Origin of the sequence: Aestuariivivens sediminicola, from assembly GCF_022662015.1 — a bacterium.
Taxonomy (GTDB): Bacteria; Bacteroidota; Bacteroidia; order Flavobacteriales; family Flavobacteriaceae; genus Aestuariivivens; species Aestuariivivens sediminicola.
Genome location: NZ_JAKMCM010000005.1, coordinates 145,211 through 169,767 on the forward strand (window position 1 = coordinate 145,211; position 24,557 = coordinate 169,767).

The 24,557-nt window shown below is 34.0% G+C and carries 23 protein-coding genes, 1 tRNA gene and 1 riboswitch; of the genes, 5 read left to right on the plus strand and 19 right to left on the minus strand.

Annotated features, from left to right (window positions below; all coding sequences use genetic code 11):
* Positions 1 to 135: 135 nt before the first annotated feature.
* The gene (locus tag MR041_RS12205) at positions 136 to 417 is read right to left on the minus strand and encodes a hypothetical protein (RefSeq protein WP_242094334.1); all 282 of its coding nucleotides are present in this window, start codon (positions 415 to 417) and stop codon (positions 136 to 138) included.
* Between the two features lie 10 nt (positions 418 to 427).
* Positions 428 to 1,129 (minus strand): hypothetical protein, encoded by a 702-nt coding sequence (locus tag MR041_RS12210; protein ID WP_242094336.1) that lies wholly within the window; start codon positions 1,127 to 1,129, stop codon positions 428 to 430.
* Between the two features lie 49 nt (positions 1,130 to 1,178).
* A riboswitch (SAM-I-IV-variant riboswitch) is annotated at positions 1,179 to 1,273 on the minus strand.
* Between the two features lie 186 nt (positions 1,274 to 1,459).
* Here MR041_RS12210 and MR041_RS12215 point away from each other — a divergent pair.
* A complete protein-coding gene (locus tag MR041_RS12215; protein WP_242094338.1) occupies positions 1,460 to 1,870 on the plus strand; it encodes a very short patch repair endonuclease in 411 nt (136 codons plus the stop codon).
* Positions 1,871 to 1,906: 36 nt separating this feature from the next.
* On the opposite strand, the gene MR041_RS12220 is transcribed toward MR041_RS12215, so the two are convergent.
* The 6 genes from MR041_RS12220 to MR041_RS12245 all read right to left on the minus strand — a co-directional run bounded on the left by MR041_RS12220 (position 1,907) and on the right by MR041_RS12245 (position 8,496).
* Positions 1,907 to 2,371, minus strand: coding sequence for a 5' nucleotidase, NT5C type (locus MR041_RS12220; protein WP_242094339.1), 465 nt, complete (start codon positions 2,369 to 2,371; stop codon positions 1,907 to 1,909).
* Positions 2,372 to 2,440: 69 nt separating this feature from the next.
* On the minus strand, positions 2,441 to 3,376 hold the full coding sequence (locus MR041_RS12225; protein WP_242094341.1) for a DUF5655 domain-containing protein: 936 nt from the start codon (positions 3,374 to 3,376) through the stop codon (positions 2,441 to 2,443).
* A 20-nt stretch (positions 3,377 to 3,396) separates the two neighbouring features.
* Positions 3,397 to 3,762: an HIT family protein gene (locus tag MR041_RS12230; RefSeq protein WP_242094343.1), complete on the minus strand. Its 366-nt coding sequence runs from the start codon at positions 3,760 to 3,762 to the stop codon at positions 3,397 to 3,399.
* Positions 3,763 to 4,767, minus strand: coding sequence for an HNH endonuclease (locus MR041_RS12235; protein WP_242094345.1), 1,005 nt, complete (start codon positions 4,765 to 4,767; stop codon positions 3,763 to 3,765).
* Positions 4,768 to 5,149: 382 nt separating this feature from the next.
* The gene (locus MR041_RS12240) at positions 5,150 to 6,247 is read right to left on the minus strand and encodes a response regulator (RefSeq protein WP_242094347.1); all 1,098 of its coding nucleotides are present in this window, start codon (positions 6,245 to 6,247) and stop codon (positions 5,150 to 5,152) included.
* Between the two features lie 2 nt (positions 6,248 to 6,249).
* A complete protein-coding gene (locus tag MR041_RS12245) occupies positions 6,250 to 8,496 on the minus strand; it encodes a sensor histidine kinase (RefSeq protein WP_242094349.1) in 2,247 nt (748 codons plus the stop codon).
* 496 nt (positions 8,497 to 8,992) lie between these two features.
* Between MR041_RS12245 and MR041_RS12250 the strand changes: the two genes are divergently transcribed.
* The 3 genes from MR041_RS12250 to MR041_RS12260 all read left to right on the plus strand — a co-directional run bounded on the left by MR041_RS12250 (position 8,993) and on the right by MR041_RS12260 (position 12,024).
* A complete protein-coding gene (locus MR041_RS12250) occupies positions 8,993 to 9,721 on the plus strand; it encodes a DUF6090 family protein (protein ID WP_242094351.1) in 729 nt (242 codons plus the stop codon).
* A gap of 213 nt (positions 9,722 to 9,934) precedes the next feature.
* Positions 9,935 to 10,648, plus strand: a complete 714-nt coding sequence (locus MR041_RS12255) for a DUF6090 family protein (RefSeq protein WP_242094352.1) — start codon at positions 9,935 to 9,937, stop codon at positions 10,646 to 10,648.
* Positions 10,649 to 10,947: 299 nt separating this feature from the next.
* Positions 10,948 to 12,024 (plus strand): serine hydrolase domain-containing protein, encoded by a 1,077-nt coding sequence (locus tag MR041_RS12260; protein ID WP_242094354.1) that lies wholly within the window; start codon positions 10,948 to 10,950, stop codon positions 12,022 to 12,024.
* A gap of 272 nt (positions 12,025 to 12,296) precedes the next feature.
* Here MR041_RS12260 and MR041_RS12265 read toward each other — a convergent pair whose 3' ends face one another.
* From MR041_RS12265 to MR041_RS12295, 7 genes are all read right to left on the minus strand, one after another.
* On the minus strand, positions 12,297 to 12,641 hold the full coding sequence (locus tag MR041_RS12265) for a 5-carboxymethyl-2-hydroxymuconate Delta-isomerase (protein WP_242094356.1): 345 nt from the start codon (positions 12,639 to 12,641) through the stop codon (positions 12,297 to 12,299).
* A gap of 12 nt (positions 12,642 to 12,653) precedes the next feature.
* Positions 12,654 to 13,187: an NADPH-dependent FMN reductase gene (locus tag MR041_RS12270; protein WP_242094357.1), complete on the minus strand. Its 534-nt coding sequence runs from the start codon at positions 13,185 to 13,187 to the stop codon at positions 12,654 to 12,656.
* Positions 13,184 to 13,645, minus strand: a complete 462-nt coding sequence (locus MR041_RS12275) for a DoxX family protein (RefSeq protein WP_242094359.1) — start codon at positions 13,643 to 13,645, stop codon at positions 13,184 to 13,186. The genes MR041_RS12270 and MR041_RS12275 overlap by 4 nt, the downstream gene beginning before the upstream one ends.
* A gap of 22 nt (positions 13,646 to 13,667) precedes the next feature.
* Positions 13,668 to 14,312 carry a hypothetical protein gene (locus MR041_RS12280; protein WP_242094361.1) on the minus strand — a complete coding sequence of 215 codons (645 nt, stop codon included), beginning with the start codon at positions 14,310 to 14,312 and terminating at the stop codon, positions 13,668 to 13,670.
* Between the two features lie 44 nt (positions 14,313 to 14,356).
* Entirely contained in the window at positions 14,357 to 14,959 is a 603-nt protein-coding gene (locus MR041_RS12285; protein WP_242094363.1) for a Crp/Fnr family transcriptional regulator, read from the minus strand.
* Between the two features lie 121 nt (positions 14,960 to 15,080).
* On the minus strand, positions 15,081 to 15,740 hold the full coding sequence (locus tag MR041_RS12290) for an SDR family NAD(P)-dependent oxidoreductase (protein ID WP_242094365.1): 660 nt from the start codon (positions 15,738 to 15,740) through the stop codon (positions 15,081 to 15,083).
* A 288-nt stretch (positions 15,741 to 16,028) separates the two neighbouring features.
* Positions 16,029 to 16,781: a DUF6090 family protein gene (locus tag MR041_RS12295; protein ID WP_242094366.1), complete on the minus strand. Its 753-nt coding sequence runs from the start codon at positions 16,779 to 16,781 to the stop codon at positions 16,029 to 16,031.
* 209 nt (positions 16,782 to 16,990) lie between these two features.
* Between MR041_RS12295 and MR041_RS12300 the strand changes: the two genes are divergently transcribed.
* Positions 16,991 to 17,064, plus strand: a tRNA-Ala gene (locus MR041_RS12300).
* 281 nt (positions 17,065 to 17,345) lie between these two features.
* On the opposite strand, the gene MR041_RS12305 is transcribed toward MR041_RS12300, so the two are convergent.
* The 4 genes from MR041_RS12305 to MR041_RS12320 all read right to left on the minus strand — a co-directional run bounded on the left by MR041_RS12305 (position 17,346) and on the right by MR041_RS12320 (position 24,550).
* Complete coding sequence (locus MR041_RS12305) at positions 17,346 to 18,374, minus strand: metallophosphoesterase family protein (RefSeq protein WP_242094367.1); 1,029 nt, start codon at positions 18,372 to 18,374, stop codon at positions 17,346 to 17,348.
* Positions 18,375 to 18,485: 111 nt separating this feature from the next.
* Positions 18,486 to 19,328 (minus strand): metallophosphoesterase, encoded by an 843-nt coding sequence (locus tag MR041_RS12310; protein WP_242094368.1) that lies wholly within the window; start codon positions 19,326 to 19,328, stop codon positions 18,486 to 18,488.
* 126 nt (positions 19,329 to 19,454) lie between these two features.
* Positions 19,455 to 22,397 (minus strand): GH92 family glycosyl hydrolase, encoded by a 2,943-nt coding sequence (locus tag MR041_RS12315; protein WP_242094369.1) that lies wholly within the window; start codon positions 22,395 to 22,397, stop codon positions 19,455 to 19,457.
* 575 nt (positions 22,398 to 22,972) lie between these two features.
* Entirely contained in the window at positions 22,973 to 24,550 is a 1,578-nt protein-coding gene (locus tag MR041_RS12320; protein WP_242094370.1) for a RagB/SusD family nutrient uptake outer membrane protein, read from the minus strand.
* Positions 24,551 to 24,557: the final 7 nt, after the last annotated feature.

The following is a 24,557-nucleotide window of genomic DNA, read 5'->3' on the forward strand; positions in this document are numbered from 1 at the left end:
CATGCTCTTGTACTCGGGAGTTATGCATAAAATGCATTCCTGATACTCTATCTTAGTACTTCAAATAATTTTTATAATAACTAAAGACTCTTGATAAATTCTTTGTATTGGGATAAAAAGAAAAACCATAGCGTACTACTCCAGTATTTTAAGTTGTCCAGATTTTATACCTATCCCACCAACCATGCCTAAAACAACTTTGTCTACAATATAAATCGGACTCTCACCAAAGCGTTCCAAAAATTCCTTTCTTAATGCAATTAAATACAGGGCCTGACGGTGGACCCCAACAATACCACACTTTGCTTCCTTATTATAGGCTTTTACTAATTCTTCAAGTGTCTTTAATTCAAACATGTGTTTGTATTCAGAGATAATTTTCTCATCATCATCTCTTGGATAATATACATATTCCATATAGTCAGTTTTAGTAACGTTTCAACCACCATTTAGTTGTTTCTTTTGAGAGCCCCCCATTCTCCTTAAGTTCTCTTAACATTTTTGACAGCCTCTTCTGGTCCTCTTTGATTTTTATTTCTTTTAACCATGCTTGTAGTTCTGGTAATTTCCCTACTCGTCTACAATAACCACAACCCCAATTATCAGTCTTGGTTACAATCATTAAAAAATGATTTCCTCCGCATGGACACTTGGCTACCCAGCTATAGGGGTTATTGCCTGAAGGCCTTGGGTTCAGATTCTTTTCTCTTAGATAATCGATTAAGGGTGTTTGAAAAGCTATTGCCTGTTCAATCATGAGATTTCTTTCGTCTCTTATTGTTTGAATTATACTGTTGAATTCCTTTTCAGTAATAACAGTACTTTTTTCAAAAACAGGAAAGCCTTCATAAGGGAGGTGCGCTTCAATATTCTCTTTGACAATAAAGATGATATTCTCTTTGAGGTTTTTAAATCTTAGTCTGAACTGTGCGCTAATTTTTAATTCTCCCCCATTTAATCTGTGGGCTAACTGAATGTAATTATCATCTGTAATCCTGTAAAAGTATTTAAATTCAGTACCCCAGTCCAAATCCGAATTATCCATCAGATATATGAACTCATGGGCGATGTTTTTGGTGTCTCCAAAATTCATCCAAACACCTTCTTTTTTTGTAAAAACGGTTTTCATAATGCATAGTTTTAAAAGGTTATGCATCAGGAGTAGATAATAAACAGGTTGAAATCATTTATTTTGACTGAACTGTCCGTATACTTAACCACCGTGGCTTTTGTGCTCGGTTGGTACGCAAATTATGCGTTCCTGATACTTATACAAATTTAGTGAATTTCTTTCAGGATTTATTCATATCAGTGAATATATTATGTTATATTGTCTTTAAGACTGCATTCAATTGGATAAAGAATAATTTAAGGTCACATTATTCTGTGTAGATTTCAAGAACATGAAAAAGTTGAAATATATTTCTGGAATAGAATGTTTAATCATTTAAGAACTGATATGATACCAATATCAAAATCGGAGTACATATCAAAAACAATGAGGGCAAATAAGTCCAAAAACACAAGACCTGAATTAACCTTAAGAAGAGCCTTGTATAAAGGGGAAATCAGGGGATACAGATTGCATTATAAAAAGGCCCCTGGAAGACCAGATATAACCTTTGTGAATAAGAAGATTGCAGTATTTATAAACGGCTGTTACTGGCATAGATGCCCATATTGCAGACCTAAACTGCCAAAATCCAATAGGGAATTTTGGTGGAGTAAGTTCGAGGGGAATGTCATACGTGACTTGGAAAAATATGAATTGTTGATAAGGAAGGATTGGAGAGTTGTTGTTGTATGGGAATGTGAGATAAAAAAAAATATAAACCAAGTTATAAAGAGAATTGCCCATGAATTGAAGTAAGGCTAATTCATATTGAAAATAAAGTTGTTCAACCTCTTATTTTGTTTCTAATAATAAATATTCTGTTACACTATGCCAATTTGGGAATTCAGTACTTCCAAAATGAATCCACTCTCCCTTGAAATCCTTGGCACCGTTATTTGGTCTGTCATCAATCAGATAATGTCCAGTGTTTAAATTCTTGTTATGGGATATTATGAGTCTTTTATAGAACAGGCTGTCTTTTTCCTTACCGAAATATTTTTGCACCCATTCGAGTTTATGTATCCAGGCACTGGGGTTCAGCCATGGGGCCGTTGATAGGATATAAAGGTCATAGCATTCTGCAAGTTTATGTATCGATTCTATTGCATGAGGGAAGGGTTCCATCAATGAAAAGATATCTGGAACCTCGTCCAGTTTTCCCTCATATGCCTCAAGGGTGTCAGAATCGAGTTTTGCTATTCCCGATTTAAAATCAACAAGAACGTTATCCATATCAATGTAAATGATTTTTTTCATTCTAAGTTAAATTCTTGTTTAATGTATCAGGTACACAGCTTCATTCTGGAATCTTTACAAAAACCATAATTAATGATTAAGCTGATTTTTATAGGATTGTTTAATAAGGTTCATCACGTAGTCAATGTGCTCGTTGGAGTGCATCCAGACCCTGTAGTCCCCATTACCCCAATGACCTTTTTCGCTCAAGTCCTCAGTTAAGTTTAAATAATCATCCAAAGTGCCCTTTTTCATGTTAATCATGACACCCACACCCTTATTGTATATAATCAAATCCGTGAAGATTCGGTTACCTTTAAAACCAATTGTTTGTTTACGAACATTGAACTCTATATCATCACCCAGATTTAATATTCGTTCTTTCAGCTCATTATACAATTCAATAACAAAAGCTGGTCTATTTTTATTTTTATAAAGGTGATAATCTTCATCATATCGGATAATTTCCTCGGAAACCTTCTTAACAATATTAGTCCCTTTTTCATCTGTTAAAGTTGAATTGATTTCGACATCTGAATCCGTATTGACCTTGTTAAGCCCTAAGATACCATTCTTATATCTCATAACCTCCCAAAGCTCGAATGGAATATTCTTAAAGTTGATTGACGTTTTCTGGTAGTTGGAAAACTTCGGTGACACGAAAATAATCCTAGACTGACTCCAGTCTATCTCGTTTCTTTTTATATTTCTACCTAATGTTTCGTTATACTCCAGAATAAAGTCCGACTTATTGTTAAGCATCAAGGATAAATAGGTGTAGCCCTGGTCTATAACTGAATAGCTTGAACCTTTTTTGTACTCAATTATAACAAAGGAATTCGTTTCATTGTCAAAACATAGGGAGTCAAACCTAAAATTCTCCACCTTTAACTCTGTTGCTACAAACTCCAAGTTGAATAAGGTGTCTACATTCTTTTCAATGAGGTTCTGAATGTCCTTTTCTAACTTGAATGGATTGCTCGAAATGGGGGAAAGGTCCTGATTGGCGATTTTATAAAGTTTCATAGATAGTTTCTTTAGATTTTTTAATAATATCCTTTACCGCTAACACAATGTCTTATTCCGCCTCTGGGATTGTCCATATCTCCAATATAGCGGGGAATCATGTGACAATGAAAATGCATAACCGTCTGTCCAGCTGCCTCACCGCAATTCATCCCAATATTATAACCATCGGGGGTATATTTGGAATCTATAATTTTCTTTGTTTTGACAATTAAATCAGCCAATTCAGTTCGCTCTTGGATGTCAAGATTAAAAAAATCTTCCTTTTGTTTCTTAGATATGATTAATATATGTCCAGGCGAAACGGGATATTGGTCATAAATTACAAAGAAGTTTTCAGTTTCCATAACATAATCCATAGGTGATATTTCAGAAAAGACACTCATTTATCTATTGTTTAGAACTGTTATTAATTTTTTGAAGAAGGGGTCAGTCTCTCTGTTATAACTTGGTGAATTCTCCCAAAAGTTGTTTTTCAAAACAATTTTTGCGTTTTCGTAATGTTTCCACATTGTCATTCCCCTTTTGGTTTTAGAATTTCCCAAAGCATTTAAGATTTTCCTTTTCCAAGGATGGTTGCTGCCCATTATATTTTCATTTCTTGCAATAAGCTTCTCAAAATAATGTTTACCTACTAGTGAGTCATTCTTGTGAAGATTGCAAATATCATGACTGAGAACCAAGTTCCAAATTTCATCATGTTGAATGAATTGTCTGGGTAAAACATGGTCGACATGAATATCTTTCCTTTCTATAGGTTCACCGCAATAAAAACAGATATTACCCTGATACCCTTGTAAAAATGGTATATTATGAGTAATATTCTTTCTTGCATGCCCATTGACTAAATAAATATCCCTGATACTGTTTGACAACTCCCAATCATCGTGAACAGTTAAAAAGTGGCCTTCTAACACGCTCCATCTGGCATCCAATTCCTCAAGTAGCTCTGTTTTGGAATCCTCGATTATCTTGAATGTTGGGTCATGTAAATAAAGTTTTTTACCAAAATCAAAATGGTAGAATCTTTCTCCGACAATTTCCTTGTTTGTGCCAATTGTTTGAAACCTTGGAATGACATCATTAAACGCTTCGGTTTCAACTTGTGATACTGCTGTTTGATAATCAATGATTCCTTTGTTAAGGGAATCAATTATTCGTTCCATTTTGGTTTTCCTAGAAGGATTGTTTTGTTGTGGATGAGAATTCTCCTTGAGTCTGTTGAGGTAATTATCAAGATAGGTTTTAGAGAGCAGATTCCAATCAACAGATTCTTCACCTGAAGAAGCCAGTTCTATTATGGTTTTTCCAAGCGCAATTTTATATGTCGCCTGATTTAGCCCATATAGCACTATCCCCTTCCAGTAATCTATATCATCAAACTTATTCATATTTTAATTAGTGACGTAGTTATTAGCTATTTTAGGTAACTCATGATAGACTTTATCTAGATATGGATACTACAGACTGAATTCTCATAACGATTTTCACAGTTAGGCGAGCACAAGCAATTACTTAAAATTATTGTTAAGGTGCGTTTTTATATTTAGTGTTATTTATTCCACTTTTGTATTTTTGCGACAAACAGAGTTCGTTTGTGATTTTTTTTATTCGTTCAAGTTTTTTATTTATACTTTCGTATAATCACTTAAGCAATTATTACTTATACACAACGTTAAGCTGACTTTTTAAATTCCACCTGTCAGTCAGCAATGGCGTGAAAGTTCTTGCAACGGCTAGAACGAGGATTGCAATGTTCTAGAAACATATTGGCTATTCATTCATCAAGGTTTCAATAATTTCAACCGAGTCGAAATCAGGTGAACCTTGTCTAGCATAATAACTCGAATATCGCTCAATCAAGTCTTTCAAAAATGGCATTGAAATAGTAGCAAATCTGTCAATTTTTCTACTTACTATATCTTTTTCTATATCCTCAATTGGAATCGACAGTTTATTCTGAAAATCAATAATTCCAGCGTTAATGCCGTTATGTTGAGGAATAAAATGAAAATATGAACTACTGTTTTGAATGAGTTTTTCTAACTTCCCCTTTTTCGAGTTACTCAAACCCTCAATAGTTTGTATTTCTTCAATCCCACTTACTTCTTCTGAAATATCTTTAATTCGCAATAAAAACACTTTAGAAACTTTCTTTTGGGCAAAATCACAGGCTGGTGTAAGAACTACGTACCTGTTTCTATTCAAAGTAATTAAGTCTCCGGTTGAAAGACTTTCCTTAACAGGTTTAGTTATATAGAACTCACTAGGATGTACATTGCTTTCATCTAAATACTCTAACATATGCAAAATAGTGTAACGCAGAAGTGAGTCTTCTTTCTCAGCTGAAGTTCGTTTGTTATCTAGAGCCCAATTGTCTAAAGAAGTTGAAATGTGATTCCAGAAAATATTTTGGATTAACTCTTCAATTTTTCCATTACGATTTAAAAGGTTCAGAATGCCTGTAGCTTTAATTTTCTTGAATCTATCAAGAGTATCCATAATGTCTATGCTATCTCTCTCAAAAACATTAAACACTGAATTTCGTGCATCTAATTCGGCTGAGATATGATGTGGTGTTCCAGTGATAACAAAAGTTGGAAAACGTAAATTTTCTTTGATTTCTTTGACAACCTCATTCCCAGATTTATCAGTTCCTCCAGACCCCATTAAGTCTAAATCTACAATTGCCCCATCAAAAATATTTTCAGGATTCTTTAATGTAGCAAGTGCCTCATCTTTCCTCTGTATCCAAACCTCGGTAATTTGATGCTCTTTATTTTCTTTATTGAATAATTCAATATTTCTTTTGTAAACATCATTGTAGATAGCTTCATCATCCTCAACTATTAATATCCTTAACTCTTCCATATTTATTTACCGATTTCTATTTGAAAGTTCACTCCTTTTTTACTTTTTCTGGCAGAAAGTTCTCCATTGAGTCTATCAGATGCTTCACCAGCAATTGCTAAACCAAGGCCTGTACCATCAATTTTCTTAGAATAACCAGGCTCAAAAATGGCTCCAGATTCAATTTCTAAATCTGTTAATCCTGGTCCAGTGTCTTTATAGTCAATAATAACAGTTTCTTTATTTTGAATAAGTTCTATTGCTATTTTCTTTTCATCTGCTTTTGATATGCCTAGCCAATAAATACTATTCTCGATTAGGTTTGTTAAAGCGATATATAAATCTTCTGACCATCCAAAAATTTCAACTTTTTCATCTCCGATGATTTCAACATCAATATTTGCTTCCTCAATACTTGATTTGAAGACGTCAAAACTCTCATTAATTACTTGAAGAACAGAGAAGTCAGACTTTTTCTCCCTATTCTGTTTGGCTAATGGCGATATTCGCTTAAAAAGAGTAGAAATGAATTTGCTATTGATTTTAAATCCGTTGATACTTTTGTTCAGTTCATTCAGATGTTCTTCATCATTTGTGGCGAGATAGAATTTTAAGTAACGCTCCATCACCTTAGTTTCTGAATTGAAGAACTGTAATGGTTTTCGACCTTCATGAAGAATGAAGTTGACAATTTTACCTAAAGTTGCTTGACCTTGATAAATCGCTATTGTTTTTTCAATTTCCTCCTTGAGTTCAACCTTTTTAGCCTCTTCATCGGTTAAAATATTATCAATCTCATTAATTGCTTTCTTATCTATGTTAAACTCTGAAAGTTTTTTGCCAATTGATGACTTAACTTCTGCTAGACTAAACAGTGAATTTATCGTGTCTTGAACCTTAGTTGTTTTTCCTCTACTTTTCTGACTTTTAATTCTGTACGCTAGTCGTCTGGTTTCTAGCTCAAATAAGGCTTTCTGTGCTAATTCTTTTAAACCAAAATAGTACTCATTCTCTTTTAATCCATCTCTCGCACTCTTTTCCTCTAATCCAGATTTTTCCTCCGATTGAATTGTTACAAATCCAACTATTTGGTTATTACTAATCTTTAATGTGAAATTTTGTATTCTATCCTTATCTAAATCGAGCCAATCAACACCACCATTTCCATAAGGTCGAATTCTAAAGTTGTTTTTATAAACGTTTACCCCATAAACTTCATTTAAAAGTCTTCGTGCTTCATTTTTGCCCATATATTTTTTAGATACTGGGTTTATTAGTCCTTTATTAATCAAGTTGTCAATAGCATCGGGTTCACGGTCAAATACCCTAAAATCAATGTTGATTTGACCGCAATATTTATTGTTGCCAGAAAGTTCGAGCTTCTTTGAGATTTCTTCCTTTTGTACTGCTTCTGGATTGATGTTGTTCTCAAATACTAAACTGGCAGTCCCATTATCAGAAATAGTCCCGAAAATTCGATAATCATAATATTTAATGATTGGGTACGTATCAATTGTGAGTTTTTCATCAATCTCTTGGAACGGTGAATTCTCAAATGATAAATTTATTTTGAATTCATCTTCGGTTGACTCTTCAAATGGTGAAATGAGTTTCCTTAATTCATTTATTAATTTCTCTAAGGAATCACTATTCCAATAAGACAGTTTTGAATCAGTTTTTTCTATGACTTTTTCATTGCCATTTTCATCAATAACTATCTCTTGATAATCTTCATCTTTAGCAATAATTAAAATTTCAGTTCCCGAAGATTCGTTGGTCTCCTTCCTCTCGATGAGAAGCTCTATATTCTCCAGGAATTCATCGGTTTTAAAAATTCTCCAATCAATAACAGCCTCTGATTTTTCACCATTTTCATCTACAGTAGAAAGTGTCATTTCTTGACCTAGAATTGAAGCAGCAAAACGACCAATACCTTTTCTCCCTTGTAAGATTCTCGAACCTTTTTTACTTACTTTTCTTTTTAGTTTATCATCAGTCGCAGGAACGAGCCATTTATTAATTACCGTGTCGAAATCCATTCCGTGACCATTATCTTTGATAGAAATTATCAAAGCCTTTTCATTGTCAATTTCAGTATATTTAAAAATGATGTCAACTTTTGTGGCATCTGCATCGTAAGAGTTTTTTACAAGTTCAACCAATGCAGCATAAGAGTCTCCAATTAAATCACTACCGATTGTATGAATCAATCTAGCTGCTGGTCTAATCTTGTATATTAAATCATCGCTAATTGAAGCTGTTTTTTTCATTTCTCAAATAGTTTACAAGAACTGATTAAACACATGAATGTATTAATCTATTAAGTTTTAAAGATAAGTCCTACAAACTTATTATCATAATAATGTTTCCTTTCTTACCGAATAAAAAATATAATGGTGGTGGGTTTTGGTGGTGGGTTTTTGCATAAAAGTGGTTGCTACCAAGAATTGATACTCCACATCATAACATCACAGATGTTTCTATGCTCGGTGGATTCTTTACATCAACATCTACTAGAATTTAATATATTATCTTTAGGATTACATATTGATGAACTAAACAACAGCTATTGTTGTTCCTAAATTGAATTGTCGGGATAAAGAGATATATAATCAACAAATCACGAGTTCCCTTTTATTAAAACTAACCAATAACCAATGATAAAATTCTTTAGATTATCAAAACACCATTTTGCATCGCAAAATCAAAGGTCTGGTAGACCTTTGGTTGAGATAGCCGCTTGCGGGAAAATAAAAAATACAAATCATGATTAAGTTCTTCAGACAAATTCGTCAGCGACTACTTTCAGAAGGCAAAACCACGAAATATCTAAAATATGCCATTGGTGAAATTGTTTTGGTAGTGATTGGTATTTTAATTGCCCTATCCATTAACAATTGGAATGAAGAAAGAAAACAAAGGCAGAAAGAAACTGTCAACTTAACAGCAATAAAAGATGATTTAGAAAATGACCTGAATACAGAATTTAATCCTGGAATTAGTTATTACTCTAATAGAAACAAAGATTTAAGTCGTCTTAGAGAATTTTACCTTAATAAAGAAATTATTCCCAAGGATTCGCTTCTGAAATACTTTCGTAGCAACTTGGGTCTGTGGAATATCATTCTTAATAAAGGAGCATTCGAAAATCTAAAATCTACGGGGATTGATATTATTTCAAACGATTCTCTTCGTACCAAAATATCATCTCTTTACAGTAATGGCTACCCTGAAATTGAAAATCGAGTTAATATGGTTAATCAGTTTTATGCTTATGAGTTTAGACCAATATTGCATGATAACATGATACTTTATGATTCAACACTTTCTCATGATGATTTTAATGATTTAAAAAGCAACAAACGGAATGGCAATAGAATTATGGAGTACTATGGACTGAGAATTTGGTTATTTGCAAGGTTAGAATTAATCAAAGAGAAGGTAGAATTACTTATAGCAGACATTGATAAAGAATTAGAACGACTGGATAAATAATTTTACTCTATAAAAAAATTAGGAAAACACAATAAAACCAGTAATCAATAGCTCATCAAACACTGGGTATATTGCATCTATTTAATAATACTAATTATTAACCAATGATAAAATATTTTAGAATATCGAAACACCATTTTGCAACGCAAAATCAAAGGTCTGGTAGACCTTTGGTTGAGATAGCCGCTTGCGGGAAAATAAAAAATACAAATCATGATTAAGTTCTTCAGGCAAATTCGTCAGCGACTACTTTCAGAAGGCAAAACCACCAAATATCTAAAATATGCCGTAGGAGAAATTGTTTTGGTAGTGATTGGTATACTAATTGCCCTCTCCATTAACAACTGGAATGAGGAAAGAAAGAAAAATATAAGCCTCGGAAAAGCTCTTGGACAAGTTATAATTGATTTGAAGCAAGATGAAGAAACTTTGAAAATGTACGAGGAGATGGAACAGAAACACATTCAATATTTAGAGGCACTATCATACAGAAATTATAACAACATTAAGTTAGATTCAATACTGTATAATCTTGACCACTACTTCTCCTTTATCGAGAGCAATAATTCTTATTCAAATTTAAAGTCAAGTGGTCTATTCACGGAAATAGAAAATGACAGCCTAAAAAGTAATTTGACATTGTATTATGAACAAGCGTATGGCCAATTAAAAGATGTTACAGAATACGGAGAGACCTTTACCAATGATAGAATAATACCTTTTTTATTATTGAATTTGAATTGGGATGATAACTTTTTAGTTGATGAAAAGCTAGTTAAAGAAAAGATTGCTACGACCAATCTTATACAACTTGCCAAATATCAAATAAATGTCAAAAAATATTCTATTCCTTATAGGAACATGGCTCTAGCATTAAATAATATTTTGAGAATAGAAATTAAAAAGGAAATAGATAATCTGAAATGACGAAAGCACAACAGTTTCCATTATACACAGCTCGTAAAACACTAGACATATTCCACCTATTTAATAAAATTAACTAATCCCACCCACACATTTAATACAATTACAGATGTTCTTTTATTGGGTGGTTTTTTAGAATCAATGGTTTAGGGAATATCAGTTATTTTTACAGAAAAACATATGGAGATAATAACTGCGATTATTGTTCCTTATATGTGGAATTCGAAATAAAGACAAATATTAGGCACATACTAGAGGTCGTAGACTATTAAATAAATGGCTTTTATTAAAAATTACTAAAAATGAAACTTACATTTATTTTTACTTTGATTTTATTGCAATTGTTCTTGAACTTATCTTCTCAAAATTATGACGAATTAAAGGTAAACGAAACTATTAGAGTTCCATATGAACCTTATAATTGGGAAACTGAATCAATTGGAAATCATAATATTGAAAAAGATAAATTAGATACTTTTTTAAGCAAAATATCGGAATGGGAGAATTTACAAAGTGTTTTAGTGATAAAGGATAATAAGCTAATACTGGAAAAGTATTATAAAGGGTGTGACAAGTACTCTGCATTCAATACTTTTTCAGTTACAAAAAGTATAACATCAGCCTTGATAGGGATTGCTATTAAGCAAAAATTAATTCAATCTGAAAACGAATCAATAATGGCATATTTCCCTGAATATGCTGATAAGATAAATGATGACAGGAAAAACAATATAACCATAAAACATTTGTTAACTATGTCTGGAGGGCTTCATCCTGATAAGTGGTGGAATCCTAGTATTAAATATGCCCTTTTAAAAGCTCCAGTTGAATCAAAACCAGGTGACAAATTTTTATATTACAACGCACTTCCACATATGTTATCGGCCATAATTAGTAAGGCAACTAACCATTCTATCAGAGAATATGCCGAGACGTATTTATTTAGGCCCCTGGAAATAAATTGTGCATATTGGCAAAAGGAAGAAGGCTACTATTCAGGAAGAAGTGGCACCTATTTTACACCAAGAGATTTAGCCAGACTGGGAACGCTATACCTTCAGAAAGGCAACGTAAACAATGTGCAAATACTAGATACACTTTGGATAGAAAAAAGCTTTAAAAATTATGCCGATACAGATGATAAGTTTTTTCTTAGAGGACATGAAGTAAATCAAATAGGTTATGGATATTTATGGTGGATAATGGAGGCAAATGAAAAAAAATATTTTGCTGCCTATGGAGCAGGTGACCAATGTTTGCTAATTAATCCTGAAAGTAATACAATAATCTTAATTACTCAACATTTCAAACAAAGTTGGTTCGATAAAAAGGAAGACCTTGATTTATTAGAGGAATTTATATCAATTGTTGATAATTAAATCAAGAAAAATTCTTCTTAATCCAAGAAATCAACTGGCTGCAACAACGCATATATTCAATTGCTAATTAAATGGTGCTCCTAATAATTCACAAATAAACATCATTATTTACCCCCACATTTAATACAATCACAGATGTTCTTTTGGATGGGGGATTCTTCGTCTCAGCATTTACTAGATTTTAACCCAAAAAGTTCAACTTTCGTTTAAGACATTCAATTACACTTATAGAAATAAAAGTCAAGAATACTATTTTTTTATTGAGATTGGTTTTAAACCATTTCCTTGTTACAATACGTAGCTTTCTCAAAAGCTCTTATGTTCATAGAAATGATAGGGACCTCTGGGAACAGTGCTTTTAGTTCTCGTACAATTTCTTTTGATAGATTAGCTTTTTGTTCGGTATTTCTTCCTTCCATTATATTCGCAAAAACATGGATAAAGTCGTCACTTGTGTTTCCCGTATTGTAATATTCAAAGGGGTTAATCCGTACTTTTATTTCTTCTGGTAGAAATAATCTGGTTACTTCTGCGACATCATATACTTTTTGCATGATATCTTCTGGCGATTTCTGTTCTACAATTTGTTTTGAACAGTGAATTATAAAATGTGGCATAATTGTATCTGTCTAGTTGATTATTGCTTGAAATTTATTAATCTTAGAAAGAATGTCCCCTTTCAAACTCTCGTCATTGATTTTTCCGTCATTGAAATTATCATAAAAGGAGGGCAATGAAAAGGTATCTGTGATGCTGGCTCCCATAAACGGGAAATAGGCGCTTGCAGATTGCAAAACAGTTGCTCCACCTCTACCTCCTGGGGAGGTTGCCATTAACAGCATAGGTTTTTCTCGCCATACTTTCATGTTTACACGAGACAACCAGTCTATTGTATTTTTGAATACCGCAGCATAAGACCCATTATGTTCTGCCAGTGATACTATAAATCCATCGGCAGTATCAAATAGCTCGTCCAGTCTTTTAACTGCAGTCGGAATACCATTTTCATTTTCAAAATCAACACCGTAAAAGGGTAAGACATAATCGTTTAAGTCGATTGGAATATTCTCTACATTTTCCAATAAACTTGCGGTGTAAGCTAATAAACTTTTGTTGATGGACTTTTGACTATTGCTTCCTGCTATTGTGATTATTTTTTTCATGATAATTGTTTTTTAGAGATTAGACTGTCTATTGAACATTTTCCACTACCATTTAATAGTATAGATAAGGCAAGACCGATAACTAGAAGAGAATATTCGTAACCTTCACCAGTTTGATTACCGAACCAGTTCATAAAAAAACCATGTTCTAACTGAGTGGTAAAAATGATACCAATAAACATTCCTGTAAGTGATAATGCCCAGAATCTACTGAAGATTCCCAGTACTAAGGAAATAGAGCCAAAAAACTCAATCATTATTATTGATAATGCTACAGCGCTTGGCAAGCCCATTTGGGTTGTAAATGATTCCATGGTTGCTGAATAACCATAACCTCCGAACAGTCCTAATAATTTCTGTGCTCCATGTGGAAATATGACTATACCAAGTGTTAATCGTGCAATACTAAATCCAATATTTGGATGTGTGGTTAAAAGCGTTTTTACTAGATTTTTCATAATGTTTAAGATTTAAAATTGTTTATAATGTTTTTCGGTAATACATACCAAAAGATGATTTTTCTATTGGATTTGGCCCATATTGGTCAAAGTCCACACCAATACCCAATTGATGGCCGTTAAACGATACTCCTGTACGTAATTGCTGAAAACTCCTCGAATGAGTTTTAAACTCATCCCACACAGTTAAAAACTGTCCGTTCAACCAAAGAGAGATTTTTTTATTTATAGGTGTATTTATCTGAAACTGTACAAAGGCTTCGGCATAGCCAGCATCCTTTTGCTCAGAATATGCAATGGAGGGAATAATTACGAATAAAATTCGTGAATTTTTTAGTGTGAGCATTGCAGATAGGCGTTCTGAATATCCAGCAAAACTGTTGTAATATATAGATGGACCAATCGCAATTTTTTTGTTAATATTCCAAAACAGGGTTGGCTGAACACCTATCTCATCAAAGCCTTGGTTTTCATCATCTTTAAATTTCTGAAAGAAGGCCAGAGTATTAATACTAAGAGTGTGGCTCTCATTGATGGCATAACTGGAATATAAAGTGAAATCTGTTTTATCAAGGCCTGAAAGCAGTTCTACTTGTGTAAATTGTGCTTGTAAATAGCCTGAAAGGCCAATTATTAAAAATGATGAAATGATTATTATTTTTTTCATGCTTCAAAATTCCGACTGGAGCACATGAAAAAAAATGAACTAGTTTAAGACTTTTGCGTTCTGTTGACCTTCGTAATGATTTTACTCATAAATTCTGGGGTAATACCAATATAACCCGCTAAATCTTTCTGAGTAATTCTATTGACAATTTTCGGATACTTCTTTTTGAACTGGATATATCTTTCTTCTGCGGTTAAGGATATGCCGTGATTGGAACGCCTTATATAACTTATGAGAGACCTCTGATAAAGCATACGATAAAACTTTTCAAATTTTGGTATTTCTTGAAACAGTAAATCATAATTAGTTCTTGAGATACCTAATAATTCTGAATCCTCAGTAGCTTTAATGAAATAACGTGATGGTTCTTTGGTCATAAAACTGGCCAAGTCTCCAGTCCAGTAATCTTCAATGGCAAACATAGATATGTGAGGTGAGCCATCTACATCCAAGGTATATACTTTTAAGCAGCCTTTGGTTATAAAATACTCGTATTTGGTAATTTCACCAGCTTGCATTAAATACCCCTTCTTTTTCACTTTTACTTCTGTGAGCAAAGAAATATACTTCTGTTTTTCAAGCTCGGTTAAATCTATAAACCTAGTAATATTATTAAGTATTAGTGTATGTGATTCTTTGTAAATCAATTCGGTTTGGTTATGAATGAATTCAATTTAAAGAATTAATATCAAATAACAAACTAGGGCTACATATCGATTGAACGGAGGCCTCTACTTTCTAATTAGGCCACGACAAGTGCAACGTATTTTACCAATTTCTTATTTTTCCTTGATGCCAAAATTTTCCACTTTCAGGGATTTTGTTTAGTAAATTTTTAAAATCATTAGCAACTTCTATCGGTTTTCTTGAGGCCTCATTTCCTCCCATATCAGTTTGTGTCCATCCTGGGTCAAAAGACGAAACAATTATGTTTTGTTTTTTAAGTCTTTTAGCCAGTAGTTTTGTATACATATTTAAGGCAGTCTTTGACATTTTATAGTGTGGTTGAAATTCGTCAAAATTCTTTTCGCTGAACGAGCCCCAATCAGAAGTAACATTGATTATTTGTCCATTTGGATTAAAATTAGAAATCAGTTTTTCCGTTAATTCAATTGTTCCGAACAAATTCACGTTAAACGTCTGTCTTAAATGTTCAAGGTCTATTTTGGATACATTCCAGTTTTCTATTAAAATTCCAGCATTATTGATAAGAAAATCAATCTTTGTCTTTCCTATGATATTAATAAATTCATTTATCGATTTACTCTCGGAAAGATTTAATTTTAAACATTCAAAATTTGGTTTTGAAATTGAGCAATTTCCAGAAGTAGAAGTCCCGATTATTTTTAAGTTATCATTGTTCGTTAGTAGGTCAACTGTTGCAAATCCAATTCCTCTACTGCATCCAGTTATTATTCCAGTTTTCATTTTTGAGTTAGGTTTTTCAATTAACTAAAGACTGTATAGCCAAACATTTTTATTAAACTTGTGCCCAACAACGGGATAAACACCAAGTATATTTCTCTGCTAAAAATTAAAGATAACTCCTACAATACAAATATCACAATAATGTTTCCTTTCTTATCAAACAAAAAATGTAATGGTGGTGGGTTTTGGTGGTGGGTTTTTGCATAAAGGAGTTGCTGCTTAGAATAGATTCTCCACATGACATTATTATTACTGCAATAAATGTGGAGGGTTTTAACTGTACCTTTGTTATTCCGATTTTAATTCCGAATTAATATTTTCAATAAGCGTTTGAATACTTTGTTCAATTCTTTTTGCTCTGTCCAGAGTTGCATTGTTTTCAAACGAAATTGCAGATAAGAGCTTCAGAAACTGTGTATCGGTCTTCAGCTTTGTGAAGTCCTCCTGACTTATCTCAAAAAAAAGTCCGTAGTAGCTTATATTTTGTTTTATATCGAAATTCATTGAAAAATATTCTAATAGCTTATGTTCACTATGAAGAATGTGGAATCTTGAACGTTCCTCCTCATAGGTTTTATAATAAGGATAAAGCATATCATATAAGTATGAAATTTCTTTTCTTAAACTATCATTTTTAATTATTCCAACATCACCAGATTTAAGTAAATCATATCCACCAACTATTGGACTGAAATGAGGTGTAACACGTAATTGAGCTGAATAATAAGATAAGGTATCATTTGGTTCATCTTGAGTGAGTATATAATTCTTGACCACTGAACAAGCATTGTTGATATCCTCCATTAAGCCTATGTCCTCTAAAATTTCTTCTAGGTCGGTTTGAAGATTGCTGCGAATCTCTTTTAAGATTTTTAGTTCAAATTCATTTTCTTTTCGTTGCTCGTTAGCATTATTAATTTGAAGTGCGATTAAAATCCCAATAACTACGAGAATAATTTCTCCAAGTGCGTAAACTAAATATTTGCTAAACTTGTTTTCAGATAGTAGTTTTTGTCTAATTTTTCTAAAAAATTTTATCATTGGCTATTGGTTGGGCATAATGGATGACAATTTAAGAATAAAAAAAGGTTTTAATTTCTGGATTATTGTCCAAATAAAAAAATAATATGGTGGTGGGTTTTGGTGGTGGGTTTTTGCATAAAAATGTATACATTTGCATACTTTTGCAGTGAAATGCAGCTTTGCTTAAAATGGGCAAAACGCTTGTAAATACTGTAAATAAAGCTAAAGGGGATGTAGCTCAGTTGGCTAGAGCGCTTGACTGGCAGTCAAGAGGTCGTCGGTTCGAGCCCGATCTTCTCCACTTAGTAAATCAAAGAGTTACAGAAATGTAACTCTTTTTTATTTTAATTTTGTAACACATTTGTAACACAAATTCGATATTAATTGGAGGAATTACACTTTTATTTTTAAACTTCGATACAAAATGTATTTTAAATTGATTATCTAATAATTATAGATTTAGAGTACAAATAAGGTATAAATCGAGTCATAATATATACCAAAACCTCGTTGTTTCTTATCTTAACACAGATTAATTTTTTATATGTCTCGTAATCTATCCCTTAAACCCTTATTCAAATATTATATGATTAACCTTTTATCTGTCTCTGCTATTGGTATAAAGTTTATTTCTAAATAACCTCCACTCGCATTGTCATCAGTAACTATTTGAGGTTTCCCCTTAATTATTTCAATAGAATTTCGATGGATATGTCCAGTAAAAATGCCTAATAGATTTGGGGCATCAAAAACTTTTCTGTGAAAATTAAGGGTTGTTTGACTATGTCCACTTTCTGGCCACTTGGGACGTCTTTCTAATTCGAAATTGCGATCTGTAAAGGCTCCCCAATTCGGATTTCCACAACCAAAAGAAACATGCTTTCCTGGAGCATACATTGGAATATGAACCAATAAAACCAACGGCATTCCGCTAGCAACCTGTTCTTCAAAAAAGGCCAACTGCTTCTCATTTATCTGATAGGTAGAATTGTCAATGGCCAAGAATCTAATTCCTTTAATATCATAAGCCGCCATTAATGGATTATTACCTTGATACAATGGCAGTAATCGCTTTTCAATCCAAGTATCACGTAAAGACTCCAAAGAGCCTTTCATTCCTTCATAATGCCAATCATGATTCCCAGCGATATAAATGTACGGAATACCCGTTTCCTTCAATTTTAAGAGTACCCACTCTATCGCTGCTTCAGAAGGGAAACTGAAAATATCCCCAATCAATGTGATGAGATCTGCATTCACTTCTTTTGCAAATGCAAGGGTTTCTTCAAAAGCTTCCTCAGGATTCGTATTTTCCCGTGTTATAAAATGTCTCGTTTGGTTATACGCCTTTGCCATTCGACTACTAAACTCTTGATAAGGTATCCCTCGTTCATCATCTTTAAACAAATGGGTGTCGGCTATATGGACTATTTTTATAGCGTCTTTAATTGCCTGGGCATAAAAGAATACGTCTTGCCGATCTAGAGTAACACAGGTCTTAAAAGGATTCTCTGCACTTTTTTTATTTGTATTATCACAAGAATAATTGGTTGCAAGCCCAATTCCCAGAAGGGCAGATGAAGATTTTTTAAAGAATGATCGGCGTTTCATTTGTATTTGAATTTAATTGATATCCAAAAGAATTTTTTATCAAATACGTTTTGCACAATTTTCAAAACATATTTTGAAAAGCAAGTTCAGTGCTTTTTGAGCATTTGTTAATTACTTACCTAAAGTAATGGCTTCGGGAACTTTCTCTAACCCATAGTAGATAGAATCAATACGGTCTGGATAGACTTTTATTACCCTAAAACCAGACGGGGCATCTCCCAAAGGTTTACCCACAGCACAGGTTGTTATGAACTGCATATCTTTATATGACACCTCGTTATTATCATGGAGATGGCCAGCAAAAACAGCATCTACTCCATAATTAGCAAAGAGATCAAGGTATTTCATCCTATTTTCTAAACCGATGTTCGAATAGCCTTCCTCTTCATCAAATTTTGAATTAAAGAAAGGATAATGACAAAATACCACCTTGTGGATGGCGTCCTTAGATTTTTTTAGTTCCCTTTTAACAAAATTAAATTGCTTACGCTCATATTTTAAGAAATTAGTTTTAATCACACTCGAATTAACCCCAATATATTGAGAACCTTTATGTTCAAATGAAAACCATTGGTATTGATAATCTTTCAAATACTGTTTTATACTAAATCGATCTGGTTCATTTTTAACATCATGATTTCCTGGTGTAAGGTAAACAGGAATATCTGAAGCGATTTTAGAGGTAATTCTTTTAAACTCAGCAAGTTGCTCCCTGCTATCCGGTTTATTGATTAAATCGCCTGTAATGACTACAAAGTCAGGTTTTAAACGATTGATATGTTTCACCGTTTCTTCATAAAGTTCGGTTTCTTTTTCAAACCCCTTATTATTTTCAAACATACCAAACTGCGTATCGCTTATTTGGATAAAAAAATAAGGAGCGGTACTATTCTCTTGTTGAGCAATTACAGAAAATGTAATAAATAAGAGGAATATTAAAATTTTATTTTTCATAGAAATTTGATATTATTTTTGCTAATTTCATTTTGAGCCCAATAAGAGTAACGTATAAACAAACTAAACAATGTAATTAACGATATTTTTTATTTTTTTATTCATGACAAGAAATACCATAGCCTCTTACCTCCATAAATCTTCTGGTTGAAATTTAAAGCCTTCTTTCCCATTTACACCCACACCAACTTCAAGGGAATGCCCTTCGTAATCTTCAAAATAATGCACTTCCAATTTATGAGTTCCTTTTTTTAGGCCAATACGCCCCGTGTTTTTAACCGCTCCATGACTTCCATCGTTGTTTACAACTTCCTGACCGTCTATCCAAAGGACGCTACCGTCATCGGACTCCGTGTAAAACTCATAGATGCCATCTTCCGGGACTTGTATGTAACAATCGTACATATATCCAAAATGATCTTCTACAACTGCATTATCCAATAAAAAGTCACTTATCCAACCTTCCTGTAACGGCGATTTATCCTTCATATCTGCCACTTTATTGAACTCACCCTCAAAATATTTAAAATGAACACCATTTTTAACGAGTGATCTCTGCAAAGTAGGGAATAGTTTATTTTTTTTTGCCTTTACCACGCTAATTGCGCTTGGTTCCATACCCGCTTTAAATGATCTCATTTTGATGGTTTTATCCTCTGTAATGGTAAAAGGCCCCTCATATTTTATCGAATGCTTTGTGGGTTCACTTCCATCCAAAGTATAATAAATATCAGCTCCTTTTGTGGCAACACCCATTGCAACTTGACAGGAATCCAGGAAAAAGCCTATGTCATCGGTTACATAAGGTACAGACACCTCTTTATGAGGTGTTAAAGAATAAGGCAGAAAATATTCTACATCGTTCTGTGGAGTATCGGAAAGCTCAAAAGATAAACTTCCACCATTCACGATCTGATGATGGGTTATAAACATCGATTCCAATAACTCACCATTCAAATGTACTTGTTTAATGTAGGGGTTTTTCAAGGGATCCTTGTCTGTTTCTATTTTAAGCAATTTATCATTGCTAAGCTTAAAAACCATTTCTTCAAAACGAGGTGTCGTAAGTATATACTCGTTACTTCCCGGACAGACTGGATAAAATCCAAGGCTACTCATAATATGCCATGCCGACATCTGTCCGCAATCTTCGTTACCCGCAATCCCCTCTGGGGTATTGCTATACATTTCATTTTGGATTTTATTTATGTAGTATTGTGTCTTCCAGGGTTGTCCTAAATAAGAATACAAATAAGCCATATGATGACTGGGTTCGTTTCCATGGGCATACTGCCCAATAAGACCGGTAATATCTACCAGATGGCCGCTCATTTCCTCTTCGGCATTAAACAATTCGTCTAGTGCTTTAACAAACGCTTCCTTGCTGCCAAATAAATTTATCAGTCCGTTTATATCGTGGGGTACAAAAAAGCGATATTGCCACGCTGTGGCTTCGGTCATATCCCTAGAAACTTCATAGGTATTAAAAGGCGTCGTCCAATTACCGTCCTCTTTTTTACCTCTAAAGAACAAGGTATTTCCATCAAACACATTCTTGTACTGTAAAGCCCTTTCAGAATATTTTTCAGCAATATCATCCCTTCCTATATCTGCGGCGAATAGTGAAATACACCAATCGTTATAGGCATATTCTAGTAAACAGGATATAGATTCTCTTTTAAAGTTTGACGGGATGTAGCCCAATTCCCGATACAGGTCATTTCCTTTTCTTGTTGTATTTGAACTTGCAACCATAGCTTCCAAAGCTAGCCTTGCATCGTAACTACGTATACCTTTTCGCCAGGCATCTACAATAACCGAAACCGAATGATATCCAATCATGGTTTCCGTTTCGCTGCTCCATAAGGGCCAAATAGGGAGCTCTCCACTTTGCTTATAGAATGCCAACATGGAATTGATCATTTCATTTACAAAAGCTTCATCTTTCAATGTCATTAATGGGTTCCAGGCCCTAAACGTGTCCCATAAAGACAATGCCGTATAATGATTGTTTTCAGTATCACTATATATTTTATCATCTACCCCTCTGTAATTCCCATCCACATCGCTAATAGTAATCGGAGCAATTAGACTTCTGTATAAAGCCGTATAAAATACTTTCTTATTTTCTTCAGAGTTATCATTAATCTGTATTGTTTGAAGTTCTTCATTCCATTTTTCGGATGCTGCTAAACGATACTTATCAAAATCAAATCCAATGGATTCTGCATTCAGATTCTTTCGGGCACCTTCAATACTTACACCAGAGATAGCAACTTGCGCCTGAATTACATTTTCATTGGTGGCTTCCCAAACAGCTTCCAAGCGAATATCATCTGATGAGAAAGGAAATTCAACTTCAACTATCGCCTGCTTGCTCCAGATTTTGGTTTGTTTCATAGGTTGTGAAAAGCGAATCACAAAAAACAGCTTCTGATTCGAACTCCACCCCTTTGAGAACCGATATCCAGTAATTTCAGATTCACTTATTGAAGCTATTTGAAGCTCTCTTGTTTCATCACCCAGTTCGTGTGTTAAATCGATTACTATCCGAGGATCTGATTTTTCAGAAAACGTATAACGGTGGATACCTGTTCGTTCTGTAACTGTTAATTCACATTTAACTTTTTCCTCATCAAGTGTCACGCTGTAGTAACCAGGTTCAGCATACTCATTACTATGCTGGAAAGGAGTTGGTATCATTTTATTGCTCTCATCCACCAATGAATGGACTTCCTGATTAGTTGGCCTGAATAAGATATCCCCCAGATCAATTGCACCAGTACCACTCAAGTGTGTATGAGAAAACCCGATAATGGATGTGTCACTGTAATGATAGCCCGAACAAGCATCCCAGTTTCCTGTCCTGGTATCTGGGCTTAACTGTACCATTCCAAAAGGCACAGTAGCGCCAGGAAAGGTATGGCCATGAGCTCCAGTTCCTATAAATGGATTGACAAATGATGTTAATTTTTTGTCCTGCTTATGTGAACAGGAAACAAAAACCATGCATAAGACCAGTATCTTCGAAAATTTGATTAATAAACTATCCTTAATATTTTTTTTCACACGTTAAATTTTAATAATTAATAGATTTTATGATAATTATAAAATTGAGAACGTGTGCAACCCTGCCTATGCCGGCTGGCAGGTGCTGCGCCCTCACATTAAAAATTTTAAACATTTCCTTATGTGAAGAACTTTTTATTTGTTAATGTTCGTTTCATGAATAAATTTTTCTACTAATTTTATAAATAACTACTTTTTGGCAATGCCTTCATGTAGAAATGAGTTATTGCATTCTAAATTTGTTTTTCCAACGGTTCTATCTAAAGCTCACGATGTGTACGCACAAGTTTAATTTTGTGTAAATCGTGGACGAATCTCCAAAAGGATATTTGGATTAAACTACAATTCAACGCTTCAAATAACGGATATGTCCTTATCATATGGTTATTGTGGGAATGAGTATAATAAAGATGATGAAAAAATATCATAAAGGCCATCATAAGGCAAAACAACCTCTAAATACATACATAAAAAATGGGCAAAGCATAAAATATACTATGCCCATTTAACTATTAAATTAGCCTTTTATTTCTTTTCTCTCAATTTTAATATCTCTTTTCGAGATCCTTGAGTTATTACCAGCCTTTGTTTTGTTCAATTCCAGATCTATCAATCACCCTATTTGGTATGCGCCATACATGGTGAATACTGGGATCAAATTGAGGTCTTGCAAAGCGTACTTCAATAATTTCGTAGCTCGAGTCCGGATCGTTTTTATCCGCATGATTTCTTCCATGCAAGGGCTGCGCATATACCGCATCGGCATCTCCCCAGCGAACTAGGTCAAAATGACGGTTTGCAAATTCGCCTGCCAACTCTACACGGCGTTCGTGTTTTAAATCGTCCATGGTTGCCCCAGAAATTCCCCCAAGTCCTGCTCTGTTCCTAACCATATTTATTTCGGCATCACCACTTTGTCCCATCATGATTTTTGCTTCAGCCTTCATCAATAAAATTTCGGCATACCTAAGCAATGGAACATCGATGACACATGATGGATTATTACCATTTGGATTAACGGTTGTTCCAACAGGATCGGCATAACCCCAAGCATCCATATATTTATTGAACTGAAATCCAGTTTGTGAGTTTGAAGAAGAGTAACGGCGTGTTTCACCAAACCATTGAAACTCTTGCCCAAACTCTAGAATCGTGGCTTTTTTACGAGCATCACCGGCTTCAAATTCGTTGTACAGTTCCAGTGTAGGCTGGTAATACCCCCATCCGTTATAATCGCCCCAACCTTTGTTTTCGAGCATAATACCAGGTAATTTACTTCCACTTTGTACACCTGAAATAACCGACCAAATGTATTCTTTTCCAAAATCTTGCGCTTCTGTAAATACATTGGCAAAATCTTCCGCAGGATTACCTGTGTTTAGCAAGCCACGACCCGATCCCGAATTGGTTACCTTGTCGCAATATTCAACCACCTTGGCCCATTTAGAACTGTCGTACTGTGCCCAATACATATAGGTTTTTGCTGCATAAGCCAAAGCTGCATCTTTATGCGCCCTACCTAAATCACTATCACCATAGGTAGTAAACAGCGGAAGCAGTTCGGCTGCTTTCTCTAAATCTTCAACAATCTGTTGGTAGTTGTCAATAATACTCGCAGCTCGTGTAAATGTGAGATCGTACTGATTCTCAACTGTAACGATAGGCACCCCTCCATTGGCGCCATTGTCAGCATAGGTATGTGCCACCCAGAAATAACTAAATGCTCTCATGAAGTAGGCTTCTCCAAGTACCCTTTTTTTAAGGTTTTCATCCATATCTATGTCTGGAACATTCTCGAGTATATCATTTGCCTTGCCAATGGTCCTATAACTCCCTTCATACGAATTTCTATAATAACTCTCGTTGCCCCCTAGCGTAAAATATACGGCAGCATCAGCATTGGCGTTTGGCCTTCCGGTAACCATATCATCGGATGCATTAATATACCACATAAAACCACGGGAAAAATATTCCTCATTTGTCATATAAAAATACATGACATTGGAGTAGGCAACGGCATCGTCGCCCGTTTGCCAGTAATTTCCAGAGGTTGCACCTCCTAAGGGAGTTAGGTCCGTAAAGTTACTTGAGCAACCTAACATAAGCATAACCATAATAATGGCTATATAGTTTTTTAATTTTAAATATCTCATTTCTTTT

What these genes read in the sequence shown, in the direction of transcription:
- MR041_RS12205 (WP_242094334.1), bottom strand. Translation starts at nt 417, where the DNA reads ATGGAATATGTATATTATCCAAGAGATGATGATGAGAAAATTATCTCT.
- MR041_RS12210 (WP_242094336.1), bottom strand. Translation starts at nt 1,129, where the DNA reads ATGAAAACCGTTTTTACAAAAAAAGAAGGTGTTTGGATGAATTTTGGA.
- MR041_RS12215 (WP_242094338.1), top strand. Translation starts at nt 1,460, where the DNA reads ATGATACCAATATCAAAATCGGAGTACATATCAAAAACAATGAGGGCA.
- MR041_RS12220 (WP_242094339.1), bottom strand. Translation starts at nt 2,371, where the DNA reads ATGAAAAAAATCATTTACATTGATATGGATAACGTTCTTGTTGATTTT.
- MR041_RS12225 (WP_242094341.1), bottom strand. Translation starts at nt 3,376, where the DNA reads ATGAAACTTTATAAAATCGCCAATCAGGACCTTTCCCCCATTTCGAGC.
- MR041_RS12230 (WP_242094343.1), bottom strand. Translation starts at nt 3,762, where the DNA reads ATGAGTGTCTTTTCTGAAATATCACCTATGGATTATGTTATGGAAACT.
- MR041_RS12235 (WP_242094345.1), bottom strand. Translation starts at nt 4,767, where the DNA reads ATGAATAAGTTTGATGATATAGATTACTGGAAGGGGATAGTGCTATAT.
- MR041_RS12240 (WP_242094347.1), bottom strand. Translation starts at nt 6,247, where the DNA reads ATGGAAGAGTTAAGGATATTAATAGTTGAGGATGATGAAGCTATCTAC.
- MR041_RS12245 (WP_242094349.1), bottom strand. Translation starts at nt 8,496, where the DNA reads ATGAAAAAAACAGCTTCAATTAGCGATGATTTAATATACAAGATTAGA.
- MR041_RS12250 (WP_242094351.1), top strand. Translation starts at nt 8,993, where the DNA reads ATGATTAAGTTCTTCAGACAAATTCGTCAGCGACTACTTTCAGAAGGC.
- MR041_RS12255 (WP_242094352.1), top strand. Translation starts at nt 9,935, where the DNA reads ATGATTAAGTTCTTCAGGCAAATTCGTCAGCGACTACTTTCAGAAGGC.
- MR041_RS12260 (WP_242094354.1), top strand. Translation starts at nt 10,948, where the DNA reads ATGAAACTTACATTTATTTTTACTTTGATTTTATTGCAATTGTTCTTG.
- MR041_RS12265 (WP_242094356.1), bottom strand. Translation starts at nt 12,641, where the DNA reads ATGCCACATTTTATAATTCACTGTTCAAAACAAATTGTAGAACAGAAA.
- MR041_RS12270 (WP_242094357.1), bottom strand. Translation starts at nt 13,187, where the DNA reads ATGAAAAAAATAATCACAATAGCAGGAAGCAATAGTCAAAAGTCCATC.
- MR041_RS12275 (WP_242094359.1), bottom strand. Translation starts at nt 13,645, where the DNA reads ATGAAAAATCTAGTAAAAACGCTTTTAACCACACATCCAAATATTGGA.
- MR041_RS12280 (WP_242094361.1), bottom strand. Translation starts at nt 14,312, where the DNA reads ATGAAAAAAATAATAATCATTTCATCATTTTTAATAATTGGCCTTTCA.
- MR041_RS12290 (WP_242094365.1), bottom strand. Translation starts at nt 15,740, where the DNA reads ATGAAAACTGGAATAATAACTGGATGCAGTAGAGGAATTGGATTTGCA.
- MR041_RS12295 (WP_242094366.1), bottom strand. Translation starts at nt 16,781, where the DNA reads ATGATAAAATTTTTTAGAAAAATTAGACAAAAACTACTATCTGAAAAC.
- MR041_RS12305 (WP_242094367.1), bottom strand. Translation starts at nt 18,374, where the DNA reads ATGAAACGCCGATCATTCTTTAAAAAATCTTCATCTGCCCTTCTGGGA.
- MR041_RS12310 (WP_242094368.1), bottom strand. Translation starts at nt 19,328, where the DNA reads ATGAAAAATAAAATTTTAATATTCCTCTTATTTATTACATTTTCTGTA.
- MR041_RS12320 (WP_242094370.1), bottom strand. Translation starts at nt 24,550, where the DNA reads ATGAGATATTTAAAATTAAAAAACTATATAGCCATTATTATGGTTATG.